16 protein-coding genes, 1 tRNA gene and 1 pseudogene are annotated in these 19,285 nt (G+C 60.1%); 5 read left to right on the top strand and 13 right to left on the bottom strand.

The annotated features are described in order from the left end of the window. Nucleotides 1–12: 12 nt before the first annotated feature. From NKH59_RS24570 to NKH59_RS24535, 8 genes and pseudogenes are all read right to left on the bottom strand, one after another. Nucleotides 13–927 carry a hypothetical protein gene (locus tag NKH59_RS24570; RefSeq protein WP_352979960.1) on the bottom strand — a complete coding sequence of 305 codons (915 nt, stop codon included), beginning with the start codon at nt 925–927 and terminating at the stop codon, nt 13–15. A gap of 94 nt (nt 928–1,021) precedes the next feature. Beyond that, the gene (locus tag NKH59_RS24565) at nt 1,022–2,293 is read right to left on the bottom strand and encodes a lipopolysaccharide biosynthesis protein (RefSeq protein WP_352979962.1); all 1,272 of its coding nucleotides are present in this window, start codon (nt 2,291–2,293) and stop codon (nt 1,022–1,024) included. Between the two features lie 343 nt (nt 2,294–2,636). Next, complete coding sequence (locus tag NKH59_RS24560; protein WP_352979964.1) at nt 2,637–3,410, bottom strand: glycosyltransferase family 2 protein; 774 nt, start codon at nt 3,408–3,410, stop codon at nt 2,637–2,639. Beyond that, nucleotides 3,407–4,526: pseudogene (gene gmd, locus NKH59_RS24555) on the bottom strand (GDP-mannose 4,6-dehydratase). The gene NKH59_RS24560 and the pseudogene gmd overlap by 4 nt, the downstream one beginning before the upstream one ends. A 146-nt stretch (nt 4,527–4,672) precedes the next feature. After that, nucleotides 4,673–5,950, bottom strand: coding sequence for a sugar transferase (locus NKH59_RS24550; protein ID WP_352979966.1), 1,278 nt, complete (start codon nt 5,948–5,950; stop codon nt 4,673–4,675). 40 nt (nt 5,951–5,990) lie between these two features. Continuing rightward, entirely contained in the window at nt 5,991–7,310 is a 1,320-nt protein-coding gene (locus tag NKH59_RS24545) for a UDP-glucose dehydrogenase family protein (RefSeq protein ID WP_352979968.1), read from the bottom strand. A gap of 147 nt (nt 7,311–7,457) precedes the next feature. After that, on the bottom strand, nt 7,458–8,021 hold the full coding sequence (gene nusG, locus NKH59_RS24540) for a transcription termination/antitermination protein NusG (RefSeq protein ID WP_353023365.1): 564 nt from the start codon (nt 8,019–8,021) through the stop codon (nt 7,458–7,460). Nucleotides 8,022–8,423: 402 nt separating this feature from the next. After that, nucleotides 8,424–9,014: a biotin transporter BioY gene (locus NKH59_RS24535; RefSeq protein WP_353023363.1), complete on the bottom strand. Its 591-nt coding sequence runs from the start codon at nt 9,012–9,014 to the stop codon at nt 8,424–8,426. 115 nt (nt 9,015–9,129) lie between these two features. Between NKH59_RS24535 and NKH59_RS24530 the strand changes: the two genes are divergently transcribed. Next, nucleotides 9,130–10,038, top strand: a complete 909-nt coding sequence (locus NKH59_RS24530) for an MBL fold metallo-hydrolase (RefSeq protein ID WP_352979974.1) — start codon at nt 9,130–9,132, stop codon at nt 10,036–10,038. Between the two features lie 13 nt (nt 10,039–10,051). Here the strand turns inward: NKH59_RS24530 and NKH59_RS24525 are convergent, their stop codons facing one another. Together NKH59_RS24525 and NKH59_RS24520 are read right to left on the bottom strand one after the other, a co-directional pair. After that, nucleotides 10,052–10,837 (bottom strand): DUF1499 domain-containing protein, encoded by a 786-nt coding sequence (locus tag NKH59_RS24525; RefSeq protein ID WP_353023361.1) that lies wholly within the window; start codon nt 10,835–10,837, stop codon nt 10,052–10,054. A gap of 83 nt (nt 10,838–10,920) precedes the next feature. Next, nucleotides 10,921–12,549 (bottom strand): fatty-acid--CoA ligase, encoded by a 1,629-nt coding sequence (locus tag NKH59_RS24520; protein ID WP_353023360.1) that lies wholly within the window; start codon nt 12,547–12,549, stop codon nt 10,921–10,923. Between the two features lie 175 nt (nt 12,550–12,724). Between NKH59_RS24520 and NKH59_RS24515 the strand changes: the two genes are divergently transcribed. After that, nucleotides 12,725–13,123: a hypothetical protein gene (locus NKH59_RS24515; RefSeq protein ID WP_353023359.1), complete on the top strand. Its 399-nt coding sequence runs from the start codon at nt 12,725–12,727 to the stop codon at nt 13,121–13,123. 126 nt (nt 13,124–13,249) lie between these two features. Further along, entirely contained in the window at nt 13,250–13,639 is a 390-nt protein-coding gene (locus NKH59_RS24510) for a DUF427 domain-containing protein (RefSeq protein ID WP_353023357.1), read from the top strand. Here the strand turns inward: NKH59_RS24510 and NKH59_RS24505 are convergent, their stop codons facing one another. The 3 genes from NKH59_RS24505 to ppdK all read right to left on the bottom strand — a co-directional run bounded on the left by NKH59_RS24505 (nt 13,640) and on the right by ppdK (nt 18,435). Next, the gene (locus NKH59_RS24505; RefSeq protein ID WP_353023355.1) at nt 13,640–14,377 is read right to left on the bottom strand and encodes a polysaccharide deacetylase family protein; all 738 of its coding nucleotides are present in this window, start codon (nt 14,375–14,377) and stop codon (nt 13,640–13,642) included. A gap of 140 nt (nt 14,378–14,517) precedes the next feature. After that, nucleotides 14,518–15,621: a glycosyltransferase family 9 protein gene (locus NKH59_RS24500; RefSeq protein ID WP_353023353.1), complete on the bottom strand. Its 1,104-nt coding sequence runs from the start codon at nt 15,619–15,621 to the stop codon at nt 14,518–14,520. 135 nt (nt 15,622–15,756) lie between these two features. Beyond that, a complete protein-coding gene (gene ppdK / locus NKH59_RS24495; RefSeq protein ID WP_353023352.1) occupies nt 15,757–18,435 on the bottom strand; it encodes a pyruvate, phosphate dikinase in 2,679 nt (892 codons plus the stop codon). Between the two features lie 187 nt (nt 18,436–18,622). Between ppdK and NKH59_RS24490 the strand changes: the two genes are divergently transcribed. Both NKH59_RS24490 and NKH59_RS24485 read left to right on the top strand, forming a co-directional pair. Continuing rightward, nucleotides 18,623–18,982 carry a VOC family protein gene (locus NKH59_RS24490; protein ID WP_352979982.1) on the top strand — a complete coding sequence of 120 codons (360 nt, stop codon included), beginning with the start codon at nt 18,623–18,625 and terminating at the stop codon, nt 18,980–18,982. Nucleotides 18,983–19,088: 106 nt separating this feature from the next. Continuing rightward, nucleotides 19,089–19,163: transfer RNA gene (locus NKH59_RS24485), tRNA-Gln, on the top strand. Nucleotides 19,164–19,285 lie beyond the last annotated feature (122 nt).

The raw sequence follows: 19,285 nt of genomic DNA, 5'->3' as shown, positions 1-19,285 counted from the left end.
GGCTTGCACTGGCTACGTTAGTTCGCCCTGCTTTTCTCGCCGCATGAACTGGTCCTTCACGTGATTCACGAAGGCGTCAGGAAGGGACGCATTATCGCGGAAACTCGTTTCGCGGGTTGGATCGTCATTTACCACGACAATCGCTTGGTTTGGGTAAGTGATCCGCGGAACCTGCCCAAAAAAAGCAGCCCACAGGTTGAAGTTCGAGCCGGCACCGATGATCGCACTTGCCTGAGCCATTTCCAGCATGTGCGTGACGGACTCCGCGTCATTCGCCCGGAGCACGTCCGGGAGACGAAGGAGTGGCACAAGCTCGGTATCGTCCCCATCGGAAAAGACACGGGCTGGCATGTTCGTGCCCAAGGCCTCACGAAGAGCAACAAGGCTGTCGCAGTACCAGTCGATCGGAAGCCGTTGATTATGGGTCTTGGCCTCCACTCGATTCACGTCGAAACGGGAGAAGTCGCCAAGGCGGACATGGACAGCCACGAAGGGCGCGGCCGGCGCTTCCGGCAGGTACTTTTTGCGGGTAATCCTGCGAAAGGCGTCGTAGAGCACGCGCCCATGGCCGCGGACTTCATGGAAATGTTTTTCGAAGTTTGACGCCACGGTATTCTTGAAGACAACGACTGTGTTTCTGCCGTCAAATGCCGTTGACGCAGCTGTATCCGAGGGAATCTTGCGTGCCGCTGCGAGAAGCACGGTGCGCCACGGCTCGCCCACATAGCCGTGATTGGTAAAAAGCTTGAAATATTCGCGCCTGTCCCGCTCACGGCGCAAATAAGGACCTATGCGCGGGCGGAACCAGCGCGGTCCGAGCATCTGTGCATCGTTGTTTCGACACCATATCTCACAACGCGCCCAGGCGAGCATGCTGTGACCAAGACCGAAACGGCCGATATCTGGATAGCCATAAAGATGTGCCATGAGCGTCTGCCTTCTCAGCGCCAAAACTCAGTCGATGTCCGGCAGACAGCGCCGAACCGATGGTTGAATTGCTCAGCAAAGACGGGGCTCACCCTCATAGTGTCGTTTTTCCGTTTTCTGTTGCCTGCAAGCTCACCATTCTCGTCGCACGATCAGCCAACACAAGGTGAATGGCATAGGTTACAGCGGTGGCAAGCGCGTACCAGACCATAACAGTGGTTGGATTGTCGACCCCTACCCAGCCGAGTCCGCCGAAGACACACAAGGTGAAAAGAAACCGGCATATTTCCCAAGTGAATTGAAGCGACTGGCGGTCAATAACGACAAGCGTCATGGTCAACGCCGTGGCGACGAAGCGCACATACGCGATTGGAAATCCAATCACGCAGAGTTTGCCGGCCATGGTCCAATCCGCCCCGAAGACGAGCGGAACGAGGCTTGGCGAAAGTATCATCCCGAGCACTGTCGGCAACAGACCGATGGCAAGAAGCTGAAAGAGCGAACGTCGAAACGCCCTGTTCAAGCCCTGCTTGTCGGTACGATAGAGTGTTGACAACTCGCCAGTGAAGACCTGCGAAACGGCCACCGCGATGACGCCAACCGGCATCAAGATAAATCGCTCGAGGAGAGCGTACTGCCCCGCTACTTTCAGGTCGAACAGCGCAACAAAGGCGAATGGCGCGACCGCAGCGCTAAGAGATGACAAAAGTGTTCCCGGAAAAGTGAGGAGGCCAAATTTCTGGAAACGAATGGCCGTAAACCTCATCTCGGAAAAAGAGATTCGAGAAATCAGAGTTCGCCAGAGTTTGCCGCTCCCAAAGAGGACCGTGATCGCCCCGAAGGCTCTACCGAACACATCGGCAAGAACGAGACCAACTCCAATGAAAGGAAGAAAGGCAAATCCAAGCGCGCCAAATGAGAACCCCACCGATTGCAAGATCTTAGACCGTGCGCTTAGGCCATAGTTACGCTCGCGGATTGGCAAGAAGGTGAGCATTTGGTAGATCCCCGCTACTGCCATCGCGACGGGTAAGAAAAAGATAATGCCGTGCAGAGATGGCAGGGCACCCGGGATCAACAAATTGGCAGCGCCGGCAAGAAGAAGGGTCGTCATGCTGGTCAAGATGCAGAGCCGAAATGTCAACTTTAACAGATTTTCAAAAACCCTTCCCGGTCGCGCGCTCAAAATTGCAACCTCGTATCGAAATGCGACAAACATAACCGCCACATTCAGTATTGAAATATAGATCTGGTATCGGCCGAACGCTTCAGCATCATAGAGCCGCGTCAGAGCAGGAAGAGCAGCAACGGCAATGGCCTGCGCAATCACTGACCCCGACAGCACGGTCAGGATGCTTCGAAACATGCCAAATCGCCAATTGTAAAAATCGAGACAATTTTCCCCTGACGCAAAACATGGCCGGCAAACGGCCGAACGGTCGCGGAGAGCAAATTTCCTAGGCCAGGCCGTTCCGTAACGAGGTTCAGGACATAAACTCCGATCGGCTTATTCTTGAGATTATCCATCGGTGGGGTTCTGCGCCTTGTGGATGTCGTTGGTTGTTCGCGCACGGCCACGGTGTATCGCGAAACTCGGTGATCGCAAGTCTCGATGCATATACATCTCGGGGCGCACCCGCTAGGCACCCCGCGCCCATGGTGCAATGAGCTACAACGCCTCGACCACTCGCCACCGAGATTGCAGCCATCTAAGCGAGACTATCGTTGCCAGAGTGCGGCTTCGAGAAAAATTGTCCGAGTTTGCGCATTGGCTTGGCAACAAGCGCGTAGTCAAGAGGACCCGATCCGAGCCAGCGGCGGCGTGCCCGCAGCGCTTCCAGATTGTGGCCGATATGCGAGGCAAGGCTTCGCGTGCTGGCCCCACCAACCATCATATCCACAAGCACGTGGCTAGTCGCAGCGATTCGGAACCCGTGGAGTTCAACGGCTCTCAACATCCAATCATAATCCGATGCCACTTTGAGGCTGAGGTCGAATGCACCGACCGCGTCCGCAACCTTTCGCTTGACGTAGAACGTTGGATGAGCCGGCATCCAGCCGGCGCGAAAACCTTTGGCGGGCCGGGTTGCGGCACGCCAACGGCGTACGACGCGCTTACTCAGATGGTCTTCGACAAAATCCAGGTCGCCATGCACGATGTCGGCCTGTTCGAGCCCTGCCGAGATCCGTCCCAGCGCCGTACGATCGTGGAAGCAATCGTCTGAATTCAGCACTCCAACCGCATCTCCGGTATAGAGGCGCAGCCCCTTGTTGAGCGCATCATACATCCCGCTGTCGGGCTCGCTGACCAGGCGGATCTGGTCCTGTGGGTACGATTGGACTATTCGCAGCGTATCGTCCGATGAATTGCCGTCGATGATCACCAGTTCTTTGTCGTAATGATTCTGGACCAGGAAGCTGTCGATCGTATGCCTGATCGTCGCCGCGGAGTTCCAACAGACGGTCAAGACCGAGATTTTCATATCAACCCGGTCCGACGCCACTTACTGTGCCGCAACGCGAATGCGATCCTCATCGAGGCGCCGATGTTCGGATTCCCGCCTTACCGTTTGGAGGTCGGACTGGACCATTTCCTGGACCATTGTCGCCAGCGACGTTGTTGCCTTCCACGCGAGAACGCGCTCCGCTTTCGAAGCGTCGCCGATCAGAAGCTCAACTTCGGTCGGTCTGAAATAGCGCGGATCCACCTCGACCAGAACAGCGCCCGATTTTGCGTCGATGCCTTTTTCTTCAATTCCGGAACCAACCCATTGGATTTCGGTGCCGACTTCGTTGAACGCAAGCTCGACAAAGCGGCGGACCGAGTTCTTGACCCCAGTTGCAAGGACATAATCGTCGGGCACCTCATGCTGAAGAATTCTCCACATGCCTTCGACATAGTCGCGGGCATGGCCCCAGTCGCGTTCAGCTGACAGATTGCCGAGATAGAGTTTGTCCTGAAGGCCGAGGCTTATCGCGGCGGCCGCGCGCGTGATCTTGCGGGTGACGAACGTCTCGCCGCGCATCGGACTCTCGTGATTGAACAGGATGCCGTTGGATGCGTGGATGTCGTAGGCTTCGCGGTAATTCACCGTGATCCAGTAGGCATAAATCTTTGCCGCCGCATAGGGTGACCGGGGATAGAAAGGCGTCGTCTCCCGTTGCGGGATCTCCTGCACCTTGCCGTAGAGCTCGGACGTCGATGCTTGATAGAAACGCGTCTTTTTTGTCAGGCCAAGCAGCCGGATCGCCTCGAGCAGGCGCAACGTGCCGATCGCGTCGGCATTCGCCGTGTATTCCGCGGTCTCGAAGCTCACCTGGACATGCGATTGTGCGGCGAGATTATAAATCTCGTCTGGCTGCACTTCCTGAACAATGCGGATGAGGTTGGTGGCGTCGGTCATATCGCCATAGTGCAGCGACAGCCTTACGTCCTTTTCGTGGGGATCCTGGTAGAGATTGTCGATGCGACCGGTGTTGAACGACGACGACCGCCGCTTGATACCATGGACATTGTAGCCCTTTGCCAAAAGAAGTTCCGCCAGATAGGCGCCATCCTGGCCGGTGATGCCGGTAATGAGTGCGGTTTTCCTAGTCATTGTGCTTCTCCGGGGTCGGTAAGACGATATTCTCAACGCTGATCAGCGTAGCTTTGGACATTACAAAATACCCACTTCAAAAACTGAAGATGTGAGGCTTGCGAGCGGCGGCTTGGTTACGTCGACTAGCGATCTTTGTCGCCCTGTCAACGTGCGCCAAAGCCCGTCAGCATGGTTCGGATGGTACGAAACACGATCAGCACGTCGAGCCAAGGGGAGAAATTCTTGATATAGTAGAAGTCGTAGTGAAGCTTTTCCAAGACATCGTCAACAGCCGCGACGTGGCCCTGGTTGACTTGCGCCCATCCGGTAATGCCAGGCCGCACGATGTGCCGGTATCGATAGAATGGCAACTCCGCCTCGTACCATTTCGAGAGCACGAGCGCTTCCGGCCGCGGGCCGATCCAGCTCATCTCGCCGCGCAGGATGTTGAAGGCCTGCGGCAACTCGTCGATCCTGGATTTTCTCAAGAACTGTCCCAAGCGGGTGATGCGTTCGTCGTCGGCCTTCGTGATGGCCGCTTCCTTCTCGTCGCGAATGATATCGCTGAGCTTCATGGTCCGAAACTTATAGACCTCGTAGGGATGCCCCCTGTAGCCCATTCGCTTTTGCTTGAATAGCGCCGGTCCAGGCGAATCGACCTTTACGGCAATCGCGACGAAGAACAGCAATGGCGAGAAAACCACAAGAACAAACAATGCAGAAGCCAAGTCTATCGCCTGCTTTATTTTCAGATAAGCCTGGTTTGGATTCAAGGAACCCAGGGTATTTTCAGAAAGATGCTCGATTTCTACCCTGCCGGTGAGCGATTCGCTGATTTGCTTGACATGGTAAACCGGCGTTCCCGAGAGAGCGCGGTCGGCAATATACCGCTCCCACTCATCCGAAAGGTCGGCTCGAAGATCGGCCACCACGCCGCTTGCGTACTCGATAACTGTGGCGGGCGAATGAATCCTATGCCAGCTCACACCCGGTATGCTCTCCAGCCTCTCGACGTCTCCGCCTGGGATTACCGCCAGCCGGTGTGCATCGAGCCGCCGGGTGGCCAAGCTCAAACCAAAATACCACAATGTCGATTGAATGAAGCTCGCTGCTGCCTGGAACCGGCTGTAATCGAACCTGAAGAAGAAGATCGTCGCGAACACCAGGCCGTAGGTCAGGGCGAAGGTTGGCAGGATATAGCCGGCCGCTGCAACGCCCGGGAAATTGCCGATGCGCTTATAAAAGAAATAACCTGTCGTGTGAGCGACAAGCGCCGCAAAGATCGTGACCTGCAGGTTCGGTGACCGGATCACCTCCTGATCGACCGACAGGCGGATCAGCGCCGGCAGCAGAATCGCGAATGTCAATCCGCCAAGCAGCTGAAAGCGCATCCGGAGCAGCAGATGCCGTTTATTGGGTAAATGGATGGTGGTGGTGTTCATAGTGAATCCCGCCAAGCAGGCTTCATGAAAACGGGTACATTCACCTGACCAGATGCCGCTCTCGGCCGACGCTCGAATAGGCTATGCCTTCCCTAACGACGTCCTCGCCGCGGTAGACGTTTCGCAGATCAACCATCACCGGCGTCGCCATGAGTGCACGGAGCCGCTTCAGATCCAACGACCGAAACGCATTCCACTCGGTGACGATGACGATCGCATGCGAGCCGTCGGCTACCGCGTATGCGCTATCCCCGAACGCAATGCCCTCGATCATCTTGCGCGCCTGCTCCATGCCGACCGGATCATAGGCCTTGACCGAAGCGCCCGCATCCTTGAGCGCCTGAATGATGGCCAATGACGGCGCATCGCGCATATCGTCGGTGTTCGGCTTGAACGTAAGGCCGAGGATACCGATGGTCTTGCCACGAACCGAGCCGCCGCAGGCCTCGACTACCTTGCGCGCCATCGCCCGTTTGCGCTGGTCGTTTATCGAGACCGTCGTTTCAATAAGCCGCACCGGGCTTGCCGCGTCCTGCGCGGTCTTGACCAGCGCCAGCGTGTCTTTCGGGAAACAGGAGCCGCCATAGCCCGGCCCCGCGTGAAGAAACTTTGCGCCGATACGATTGTCCATGCCGATGCCGCGCGCGACGTCCTGCACATCGGCCCCCAACTGCTCGCAGAGATCGGCAATTTCGTTGATGAAGGTGATCTTCATGGCCAGAAATGCGTTGCCGGCATATTTGGTAAGCTCAGCCGTACGCCGGCTCGTATAGAATATCGGCGCGACATTCAACGAGAGCGGACGGTAGATCTCGCCCATCACAGCTTTGGCCCGTTCTGCATCGGTCCCGACAATGATGCGGTCGGGCCGCTTGAAATCCTCGATGGCCGATCCTTCGCGAAGAAACTCCGGATTGGAGACCACCGCAAAATCGGCGGTGGGATTTTGCTCGCGAATGATTCGTTCCACCTCATCGCCGGTACCCACGGGGACGGTCGATTTCGTCACCACAACCGTAAATCCCTTGAGCGAGCGGCCGACTTCGGCGGCCGCGTCGTAGACGAAAGACAGATCGGCATGCCCGTCGCCACGCCGTGACGGCGTGCCGACGGCTATGAAGACGACATCCGATTGAGAAACGGCATCGGCCAGATTGTCGTCGAAACGCAAGCGGCCTTGCGCGGTGTTGGTGGTGACGAGGTCGTCAAGCCCCGGCTCGTAGATCGGTATCTTGCCAAGTTTGAGCATGGCAAGCTTTTCCGCATCCCGGTCGACGCAGCAGACCTGATGGCCAAAGTCGGCGAAGCAGGCGCCCGAGACGAGCCCCACATAGCCGGCACCAATCATTGTTATTCGCATACCGTGTACTCTCCATCAGCGCCGATGAAACGATCTCGCCAGACAGCGCCTTTTCCCCACCGAACGACGGCTACCGCACTCCCGGGTGAAAACCCGAGAGCGCATCCTATAACAATTTACATCACGACGCCGCCTTGCTGTTCGCGGCTACGCGATTGCTACGAGATCCCTGGCATCCAGATCTACAGGGATTTCGCCATTCATGATGGCCACTAGAACCCGGGCTCTTCCGGCTGGATCGAGCCGGTCAAGGCGACCGATCTGTTCCGCGAGAGGGCCCGAAAGGATTCGGACCGAGGCACCGGCTGCGAGGCCTCCACTGAAATCAAGCAGCCCGTCCTTACCGGTCAATGCAATGAAACGCTCTACCAGACCCGAGGGGACCGGCAAAGGCCGGTCGCCTTGCGTGACGAGGGAACGCACACCGAATGTTCCATTGACCGAACGCCAACGTTGCAGTCCGAGGTCAAGGGCGATGAACATATAGCCCGGGAAATAGGCCGCCGACCGGGTTTCGAGACGCCGGGCATGACGCACGGTTTTCTCGCAGCGAGGCACAAAGGGCTCGAATCCCTGGATCCGGAGATGCCGCTCTGCGACATGCTCCTTCCCGGGAAAGACGCTGGCCGCATACCAGCGCGTTGCCGGCGCGACGGTCGGCTCAGGCGACAGGGCTGTTGCCTTGCTCGTTGTTTTTTCCGCGCTACTCACGTGTCTTCCTTCGGCGGTCGGCGGCATGATCTCAGGTCAACGGTTACGACAGTGTGTGGATACCAGCAAGCAACCAAGCCACTAAAGTCAAGGCGGTTGGGTTAAGAATTTCCTACACATTGTTAGGAAATTTAGCTGTGCCTAAATAATCATCGAGCCGCTTTCTTTTTCAGCTGGCTGAGATGCTATGTCGAGCAATTTATTTCCATACGTAGGTGCTTGGTTACGCTGGTCGTGACGAATCGCCCGTCGGTTCTGGTACTTAGTCCGTCGACTTGAAGCTAATGTGACGGATGGCGTCGCGCACAAGCCTGCCGCCAGCGACAAAGATCCTACACGGCCACACCAACTACGGCGAAAAATCACTGTCGCGCAGAACAGGTAATCACCGCTCGACCGGCTTCACGAACGCTTCAGCAGCGACCAGACAGCCGGCACCAGGCTCGCGGCCAGCGCAACCTTGATCAGATCACCGACGATAAAGGGCACCACCCCGAACTGCCAGGATTTTTCCGGGCCGATCAACAGCGCCAGCCAGGCAAAGCCCATTGCCATCATGACGATCTCGGCCACCAGCATCGCATTGAAGAGCTTGATAGGATGGCGATCCCAGCCACGGTCAGCAGCCCAGCCGACGATCGCCGCCATGACGACGAAGCCGGCTAGATAACCGCCGGTCGAACCGAGCATGTAAGCGATACCGATGCCCTTTTCGGGCGTGCTCTGGAAGACCGGAAGGCCCAGCGCGCCCTCAGCCATGTAGAGAAGCAGCGTGGCGACGCCAAGGCGCATGCCGAAGGCGACAGCGATCAGCAAGACGGCGAGCGTCTGCATCGAGATGTCTACCGGTCCGAGCATGACCTTGGTCCTGGCCGACAAGATCAGCAGCAGCGTTCCGGCGATCGCCAGCAAAAGCTGTCCCGCCAGGCGGGCCGTGCCTTTTTCGGGCAAAGCGAGAGAAATGAGCGGACGCATCGTGGTTGCAATTGCCATGGTCTTCCCCGTTCCGGATTGCCGCCGAACGCGGCCTTGCGTTTTCCTATATTGGCTTCCGTGCTATGCGGCAATCGGTTTTGCCCTCCTCCCAAAAAAGGTCGCGACGTTCGCCATGGCGCTGAAATTCGATACCAGCTTCGATCCGGCCTATGGCCAGGGCGTAGCCGTTGCGCCTGGTATTCAACGCGTCACCGCCCCGAACCCAAGCCCATTCACCTTTCACGGAACCAACAGCTATATCGTCGGGCGCGAGACGCTGGCGGTGATCGATCCGGGTCCTGATGACGAGGCACATCTCCGAACACTGCTCGAAGCGATCGGGACCAGGCCGGTCAGCCATATCTTCGTCAGCCACACGCATCGCGACCATTCGCCGCTGGCGCCTCGGTTAAAGCAGCATACGGGTGCGGCGGTTCTGGCGGAAGGCCGGCATCGTCCGGCGCGGCCGTTGCGTACCGGCGAGGTCAGTCCGCTCGATGCCAGCGCCGACACCGACTTTGTTCCTGATATCGCGCTGCCGGACGATATGGTGATCGACGGTGACGGCTGGGCGATCCGGACGGTGCTGACGCCCGGCCATACCGCCAATCACGCGGCCTTCGCGCTGGAAGGAACCGGCATCCTTTTCTCGGCCGATCACGTCATGGCGTGGGCAACCACGATCGTCGCACCGCCGGATGGCGCGATGGCCGAGTACATGACATCGCTCGATCGGCTGATCGAACGTGACGACCGGCTGCTGCTGCCCGGTCATGGTGGGCCGGTGACCGAGGCGCGCAGCTTCATGCGCGGATTGAAAACGCATCGCAAAATGCGCGAACGCGCAATTCTGGAGCGGATCAACAGCGGCGACCGGGCAATCAAGGACATGGTGGAGGCGATCTATCGAGACACCGACCCGCGCCTGCATGGCGCGGCCGGCCTGTCGGTGCTTGCCCATCTGGAAGACCTGGTGGCGCGCGGCCTGGTCCACACCGACGGTGCGCCGGCTATCGACGGCATCTATTCGCCGGCAAAGTAGTACACTTCGGGTATCACCCCGCCGGCGCCACGCCCACCTGGCCGGCGACTTCCTGGTCGAGCTCGGCAAGGAAATCGATGATGCGCGCTGCATTGTCGCCAAGGTCGTAGCGGCCGTAACGCGAGGCCGAGCGCATATCGACGATGACCGCGTCGCCGTCGTCGGTCACGCGGATGGCGACATCGGCGGGAAGACCAACCAGCAAGCTCTTGGCCAGCGCATCGACCGTCACGTCGCTTTGCCCTGCTGCGTCTGGAAACGGCGCCGTGAGCTGCCAGCCGCGGCGATCGAGCACCGTTTTGGCCGCCTCCAGAACGCGATCGAAAGGCAAGGTGTAGCTGCGTCCGGTAACAAGCGGATAAGCTTCGATTTGCAGGCGCTGCTCGCCGGGTGTCGGCGGCAAAAGCTCGTTCATATCCTTTGTCCGGGTGGAAATGTCGAGCACCGGTGGGTCGTCCAGGTCCGTCGAGATGTCGCGTAGCGGCGGATAGGTGGCCACCCAATAGGCCGCAACGCCGTAAGGGATGAGCACCAGAACCGCCAGCAAGGCGCCGACGGTCAGGTCGTGGCCGCCGCGATCGCCGAAATTCCATAGTCGCGCAAAGGCAAACCCGGCGAACAAAAGCGCAAATGCGGCCAGCAGGGCGACAATGCAAAGCACCCACAGGAATGCGGGCGTCTCGACGAGGTCATAGCGATGGCCGATGAGAGCGGTCAGCAGCAGGACTGCCGAAAACGCGCCGGCGCGCCGCGACCAACCGGCAGCCCACGACGTCTGTCGCTCGGGAATTCCAGTCATTGCTTTCCGCGCTGCCCCAACCCGAACACAGGCATAGTGCCTTTCAGCGGCGGCTTGAAGACGCAAAGACGCCGCATCTCCGGTCAATCCGTCGGCAGGTGATAATCCCGGAACTGCTGGCGCAAGGTAATCTTCTGGATCTTGCCGGCAGCGGTGTGTGGGATTTCGCCGACAAAAGCGACGTCGTCCGGCATCCACCACTTCGCCACCTTACCGTCCATGAAAGCGAGAATATCCGTCTTGGTCGGCTCCCTGCCCGGCTTGCGCACGACCACGAGCAAAGGCCGCTCGCCCCATTTCGAATGCGGAATGCCGATGGCGGCGGCCTCCGCCACGTCCGGATGGCCGACAGCGAGGTTCTCGAGCTCGATGGTCGAGATCCATTCGCCGCCCGACTTGATCACGTCCTTGGCGCGATCGGTGATCTGCATGTAGCCGCCGGGGTCGATATGCGCGATATCACCGGTATCGAACCAGCCGTCTTCATCGAACTGTTCGGATCCGATGCCGCCATAATAGGCGCGCGCGACGGCCGGCCCGCGGACTTTGAGTCGGCCGAAGGTCTTGCCGTCCCATGGCAGCTCGCTATCGTCGTCATCCGTTATCTTGATTTCGATGCCGAACGGCGTAAAGCCCTGCTTCTGCTGGACGGCGAGGCGAGCCTCACCCGTCAACCCGGCATAGTCCGGCTTCAGGGTACACAGCGTGCCGAGCGGCGACATCTCGGTCATGCCCCAGGCGTGGACGACCTGGACATCGTAATTGTCCTGGAACTTCGTCGTGATCGCGCGTGGACAGGACGCGCCTCCGATGACGACTTTCTGCAGATAGGGCAGTTTCTTGCCGGTTCCTTCCAGATGCTGGAGGAGCATCATCCACACCGTCGGCACGGCGGCGCTGAAGGTCACCTTCTCGGTGTCGAGCAGCTCGTAGATCGAAGCGCCATCCATCTTGCAGCCGGGCATGACCAGCTTGGCGCCAATCATCGGCGCGCTCTGGGCAAGGCCCCAGGCGTTGGCGTGAAACATCGGCACGACCGGCAATACGGTATCGCGCGACGACAGGCCCATGGCGTCGGGCATCGCTTCGATCATGGCGTGCAGCACGTTCGAACGATGGCTGTAGAGGACGCCTTTCGGATCGCCCGTGGTGCCCGAGGTGTAGCACATACCGGCGGCGGTGTTTTCGTCGAAAGTCTTCCAGGCGAAGTTACCGTCGGCTTCAGCAAGCCATTCTTCGTACGCAACCACATTGGGCAGCGCAGTCTCCGGCATATGCGCGTTGTCGGTCAGCACGATAACCTGCTTCAGCGATTTGACCGCGCCGGCAATCTTTTCGAGCAGCGGCAGGAAGGTCAGGTCGACGAAGATCGCCTTGTCCCCGGCATTGTTCATGATCCAGGTGATCTGCTCGGGAAAGAGCCGCGGGTTGAGCGTGTGATAGATGGCGCCGACACCCATGATGCCGTACCAGGCCTCGATATGGCGCGCGGTGTTCCAGGCCAGGGTCGCGATGCGGTCGCCGAGCCCGAAACCATCACGCTCGAGCCGCTCGGCGACCTTCAGGGCACGATCATGGATTTCGGCATATGTGCTGCGCACGATCGGCCCCTCGATCGAACGCGACACGATTTCGCGGCTGCCGTGCTGCCTCTCGGCATTGTCGATCAGCTTATGGCAAAGCAGCGGCCATTCCTGCATCAGCCCGAGCATCTTGTTCCTCCCGTTATTTTTTCGCCATTGTGGGACGAACCGGCGGATTGTCCAGCCAGGATCGGGCTGGAGCGGGGCATGGAGCCAATTGAGGCCGAATTCGCCACAATCCGGCCATGCTCGGCGTTAACGTTGGTTAATGGCGGGGCGCGATTGGCGAATGAAAGAGGTTCGCATGGACGCGCAGCTCGACGACAAAGCCCTCGAAAATACGCTTGCCGAAAGCCTGGCCGATCTGGTGGCGGCCGATCTGGTGGCGGCCGATGTGGCGCAGGCCGATCTGGCGCCTGACGCCAAAACCGTTTCCGAAGATGAATTCGTCGAGGTCGTCGGCGGCGCCCTCGAAGCTGTCGGCGGCACGCTCTTGTTCAAGATGTGCGTCGAGAACGAGGGCGAAGCCCAGCACGTAGCCGCCGCATCGGTCGGCGATGGCGGCAATCGCCAGTTCCTGCTGCTCACCTTGCCGACCAACGGTGGTGCTTTGAAGGTCGAGACCACCTCGAAAAGCACCAATCCGGTGGCCGGCATTGCCGCCGCCTATGCCGGGCTGATGGACGCATTCCAGGCCGCCTGATTTCCAGGCGGGATCCCGGAGGAAAGCGCAAGACTGCCGCCTGCGGACGACGCCCGCCGGTGGCTGGCAGGTCTTGCGCAAGGCTCTTGCCAGACACATCTTGGGGTAGAGGCAAGGAGATCCGATATGGACCAGATCGCAAACCCGTCACCCGGCTTTCAGCGCAATCCGGGCAAGGTCATCACAGTCGAGCCTTACAGGGGCACCGTGACGGTGCGCGCCGGCGATACCGTCATCGCCTCGTCCAGCAAGGTCAAGGTGCTGACCGAACCTCCCTATCCGCCTGTTTTCTACATTCCGTTCGGCGACATCGACTTCAAACAGCTTGGCAAGACCGAACACTCGACCCATTGCCCCTTTAAGGGCGATGCCAGCTATTGGAGCGTGCTGCCCGCCGGCGATGCAGGCAAGGATGCGATGTGGGCATATGAGCGGCCGTTCGACGAGGTGGCCTATATCCGCGACCACGGCGCGTTCTATCCGAACAAGGTGACCATCGAGGCCACGCCCGACTGATCAGTCGGTGGTGCCTTCATCGCCGATGCCGTCGGCATCGTCGAGCCGCACGAAGGTGAGGCCCTTGGCCTTCAGCGCCAGGAGGCCCTGCACCACGCCTTCGCCGGCGGCATGGGTCGGCTGGTTGATGTGAGCGATGATGACGTCGCCGTCCTTTGCCGCGGCAATGCGCCGGGCGGTCTCTTTTGCGCCGAGCAATGAGCCGCCATCGCCGTTGATTGAGAATCCGGCGATCTTGAAACCAAGTTTGCGTATCATCGCGATTGCCGACGGGCTGTATTCCGCGGTTGCGCCGCGAAACCATTTCGGCGCCGGTTCGCCGGTCACGGCAAGAGCGGCAGCACCCGATTCGACCTCGGCCAGCACGGCCTGCGGGCTGCCGGCACTGCGAATGCCGTAGATCTTTTGCGGCGTGTCGACAGCCGGGACATGGCGGCCGCCATGGTTTTCCAATTCAAACAGTTCGGGATGCGCCCGCATGATCTCGATGGCAGCGGCGTTGTGCTTCAGCCAGATGCCGGTGACGAAAATGGTGGCAGGAATCTTGTTTTCCACCAGCGCCGAGAGAACCCGTGTGTCGGTCCTTCCGCCGCACGCATCGAGCGTCAGCGCGACGCGGCCGCCGCCCGCCTCGGCCTTGATGTGCAGCGTCGGTGCGACGAGCAACTGGGCGTTGCCATGAGACACCGCCAACAGCGATATCGCAACGGCGCAAAAATACTTTTGGAACGGGCGCATCGATTATTTCCAGGTAGGCCGGATCAAAGTTGAAGCGGCGACCCCAAGACCGCCATCAAGGCGGAAATCGGGACGATGCCCCTGCAAAAGCGGCGGCAGCGGCAATTTGACCGCCGGCCTGACCTTTAGCAAGCGCGAGGTCACAATGCGTGCTCCACGTCCTTAACCGTACGTGAAAGGATCGCGCGCACCTCGTCGACCACTGCTTTGACCTCTAGCCGCCAGACGCAGCAAGCTTTGCTCGGATCGGGCCGGCGGCACAAGTCCCTGGTTATGCACTCGCAAGGCATGGAGGGCCGCGGCGTAACACTGGCCACGCCGACAGGCCCCCAGACCGCCGGGTCGGTCAGGCCGAAGAGGCCAACAACCGGCGTTCCCGCGGCGGCGGCCATGTGCATCGGCCCACTCTCGTTGCCGAGAAACAGGCGTGCCTGACCGAGGACCGCCAGCAGCGTTGCCAGCGACAGCGCCCCGACCACGTTGACGACCGGCGAAGCGGCCTTGGCGATAATGCGCTCGGCAGATGCCTGTTCACCGGGGCCGCCGACAAGCAGGAAGTCCAACCCGGTATGTCGCGAGATGTCGTCGATCGCCATCGCAAAACGTTCCGGTTGCCATTGACGCCCCCGGAAGCTCGCTCCCGCATGAACGGCTATGAAGGCGTTACGCCGGAGATGATGCCGCTCGAGAAGCGCCAATGCCTTGGCGGTCTCCAGCGGCAGCGGCTGAATCGTTGGGACCTCCGCACGCAACTCCACGCCAAGCGCCTCAAGCGGCGAAAGATAGCGGTGAAGATAATGCTGACCACCAAAGCCAAACGGTTTGGCCAGGACGTTGGCGGGCTGGCGTTCCAGCCAGCGCAACGGTTTTTCGGGAGGATCATATCCGACGCGGGTCTTGGCGTTGACGAGCCTGACGATGATGCGTGAGGTTTTGGAATCGGCCAGGTCGATGGTCAGGTCAAACCGGAACCGGCGCAGAGCGCGCACCATCGCGTAAAGCTCGCGACCACGCTGCACAGGGGTGCCACGCATCCGTACGCGTCGGAACGACACCACGTCCGAGGCGATGCCATGAGCCAACAGGAAACTGGCAAAGTTCGCCTCGCAAAGGAACACGATCCTGGCCTTTGGATATTGGAGGCGCAGGTTTCTGGCGAGCGCAGAAGCGAGGACAAGATCGCCGATGAATTTCGTCTGGAGGATGAGAATCGAGCGGACGTGCGTGGGCGGGTTCTGCAACATCTGTTTCTGGCACCGGGGCGGGTTCGGGGGCCGGAAACTGGGCAGAAACGATGTCGGGATTTGGAGCCGACACACGCACGTTCGCGTGAATTCGGTTACAAATCGGTAAGGTCAGATGCCGGTGGACTCCAACTCCTATCTGCGGCCGTTCTTTGCAGCCTGCACCGCCGCTTGCGCGGCGGCCAGCCTGGCGATCGGCACCCGGTATGGCGAGCACGAGACGTAGTCGAGGCCGACCTTTTCGCAGAAATGGATCGAGGCCGGGTCGCCGCCGTGCTCGCCGCAAATACCGAGCTTGATGTCGGGCCGCGTCGCCCTGCCCTTTTCGGCCGCCATCCGCACCAGCTCGCCGACGCCCTCAATGTCGAGCGACACGAACGGATCCTGCTCGATGATGCCTTTTTGCCGGTAGTTCTCGAGGAACGAGGCGGCGTCGTCGCGCGAGATGCCGAAGGTGGTCTGGGTCAGATCGTTGGTGCCGAAAGAGAAGAATTCGGCCGCCTCGGCGATGACGTGCGCGCGGATCGCGGCGCGCGGCAGTTCGATCATCGTGCCGGTCAGATAATCGATCCTGACACCGGTCTCCTCCATCACGCTTTTGGCGACCGCGTCGATGCGCGCCTTGACGAAGTCGAGCTCCTTCACCAGTCCGACCAGCGGCACCATGATTTCGGGGACCACCAGCGCGCCGGCCTTCCTGCCGGCCTCCACGGCCGCCTCGAAAATGGCTCGTGCCTGCATCTCGGCGATTTCGGGATATGAGACGGCAAGCCGGCAGCCGCGATGGCCGAGCATCGGATTAAACTCGTGCAACGCTTCGGTGCGCCGCCGGAGCTTGTCCGGCGACACATTCATGGCGGCGGCGACCTCGGCCACCTCCTCCTCGGTCTTGGGCAGGAATTCGTGCAGCGGCGGATCGAGCAGACGGATCGTGACCGGCAGCCCGGCCATGATCTCGAACAGTTCGAGAAAATCCGAGCGCTGCATCGGCAACAGCTTGGCCAGCGCCGTTCGCCGGTCCTTTTCCGTATCGGCCAGGATCATCTCGCGCATGGCAATGATGCGATCGCCGTCGAAGAACATGTGCTCGGTGCGGCAAAGCCCGATGCCTTCGGCGCCGAAGGAGCGCGCCATGCGCGCATCCAGCGGCGTCTCGGCATTGGTGCGCACCTTCATGCGGCGCGCGCCGTCGGCCCATTCCATGATGGCGGCGAAATCGCCCGAGAGTTCGGGCTGCAGCATCGGCACGGCGCCCTTCAGCACCTGGCCGTTGGAGCCGTCGATAGTGATGATGTCGCCCTTGCGGAAGGTCGCTCCCATCGCCATCAGCGTGGCGGCTTTGTAGTCGACGCGCAGCGAGCCGGCTCCTGAGACGCAAGGCTTGCCCATGCCGCGCGCCACCACAGCGGCGTGGCTGGTCATGCCGCCGCGCGTCGTCAGGATGCCTTCGGCCGCATGCATGCCGTGGATGTCTTCGGGGCTGGTCTCGATGCGGACCAGGATCGCCTTGCGGCCTTGCGCCTTCGCCTCCTCGGCGTCATTGGAGGAAAAGACGATCTCGCCGGTGGCAGCACCCGGCGAAGCCGGCAGGCCGACGCCGATGATGTCGCGTGCCGCCTTCGGATCGATCGTGGGATGCAGCAACTGGTCGAGCGAGGCCGGATCGATGCGCGCAACGGCCTCCTCCTTCGAAATCAATCCGTCCCTGGCCATGTCGACGGCAATCTTCAGCGCCGCCTTGGCGGTGCGCTTGCCGGACCTGGTCTGCAGCATCCACAATTTGCCGCGCTCGATGGTGAATTCGAGATCCTGCATGTCGCAGTAATGCTTTTCCAGGCGGTCTGAGATGCTGACGAAAGCCTGGAAGGCGTCAGGCATCAGCTTCTGCAGCGACGGCTTGTCGGAGCCGGCGGCAATGCGCGCTGCCTCGGTGATGTTCTGCGGCGTACGGATGCCGGCAACGACATCCTCGCCCTGGGCGTTGACCAGGAACTCGCCGTAGAGCTGCTTTTCGCCGGTCGATGGATTGCGGGTGAAGGCGACGCCGGTGGCCGAGGTGTCGCCCATATTGCCGAAGACCATGGCCTGGACGTTGACCGCCGTGCCCCAACTTTCGGGAATGTCGTGCAGGCGCCGGTAGGTGATGGCGCGGTTGTTCATCCAGCTGGAAAACACCGCGCCGATGGCGCCCCAGAGCTGCTCGCTCGGATCCTGCGGAAACGGCTTGCCGAGCTCCTCCTCGACCTTGGCCTTGTAGAGCGCGATCACGCCTTGCCATTCGATGGCTGTCAGCTCGGTGTCGAGATCATGGCCAAGGCCGCCCTTCTGGTCTTCGAGGATTTCCTCGAATACCTCATGGTCGAGGCCCATGACGACATCGGAATACATCTGGATGAAACGGCGGTAGCTGTCATAGGCGAACCGCGCATCGCCTGAATCGGCGGCAAGTGCCTCGACCGTCTCATCGTTGAGGCCGAGATTGAGCACGGTGTCCATCATGCCGGGCATGGAAGCGCGGGCACCGGAGCGCACCGACACCAAAAGCAGTTTCGAGGGATCGCCGAAACGGCGCCCGGTCAGCCGGCCGATATGGTCGAGGGCGACCGCCACATCCGCTTCCAGCGAAGTCGGGTAGGTGTGGCCGTTGGCGTAATAGGCGTTGCAGACCTCGGTAGTGATGGTGAAGCCCGGCGGCACCGGCAGGCCCAGGCTGCACATTTCGGCAAGATTGGCGCCCTTGCCGCCGAGCAGATTGCGGTCGCCGGCACGGCCTTCCGCCGCTCCATCGCCAAAGGTGTAGACCCATTTGGTCATGCTTGCTCCCCGGTTGCAGGAGATTGGAAATACTGACAAATCGAGCGATATGATGCTGCAGTGCGAAAGGCAAGGCATCGACCAAGCCGGCCGGCCTCTACAATCGATTAATGAAAAGCGGCGCCGAAAAGACTTGCTTTTTGGAAAGTTTTGTTTTAGAACATAACGTGAACAAAAGGCTGAAACGATGAGAATGACCGGAAAGCTCGACTATCTGGAAATGCCGGCGACAGGCGGAACGCTGGACAGGGTGAAGGCTTTCTACAGCGCGGTCTTCTCGTGGTCGTTCACCGATTACGGGCCGACCTATTCAGCTTTTGTCGAAGGCTGGACGGCGGTTTTCAGGCGGATGGCGCAAGATGCGCCGGCCAAGCCGCTGCCCGTGCTCTATTCCGAAAGGCTGGAGGAAACATTGAGCGCCGTCGAGAGTGCCGGCGGCACCATCATCAAGCCGATCTTTTCATTCCCCGGCGGCAGGCGGTCCCATTTCGTCGATCCGGCCGGCAATGAAATGGCGGTGTGGGGTGAATATGTCCGTTCAAAGTGACGATTGCAAAACTGGTGAATCGGTCGCGCATAGTCATATGTCGGCATTGAGCTTTCTCCTGGCTCGTCCTATAAGGCCGCGCGCACAGCGGGCACGCTCCGGCTGTTGGGGCGTAGCCAAGTGGTAAGGCATCGGTTTTTGGTACCGACATTCCCAGGTTCGAATCCTGGCGCCCCAGCCAGTTCTCCAATTCTGACGATCCCCGAGTCGTAGTCTCAGTTGCAGACACCTTGGTCGCGGACTGGTATCTGCGGTATCTGTCCACAACAAATTGGTGTCTCCGGTAGAGAGCGCGATGCGACT

Origin of the sequence: Mesorhizobium sp. M0998 (assembly GCF_040318885.1) — a bacterium.
Lineage (GTDB): Bacteria > Pseudomonadota > Alphaproteobacteria > Rhizobiales > Rhizobiaceae > Mesorhizobium.
This window is presented reverse-complemented; position numbering and strand designations above follow the sequence as displayed.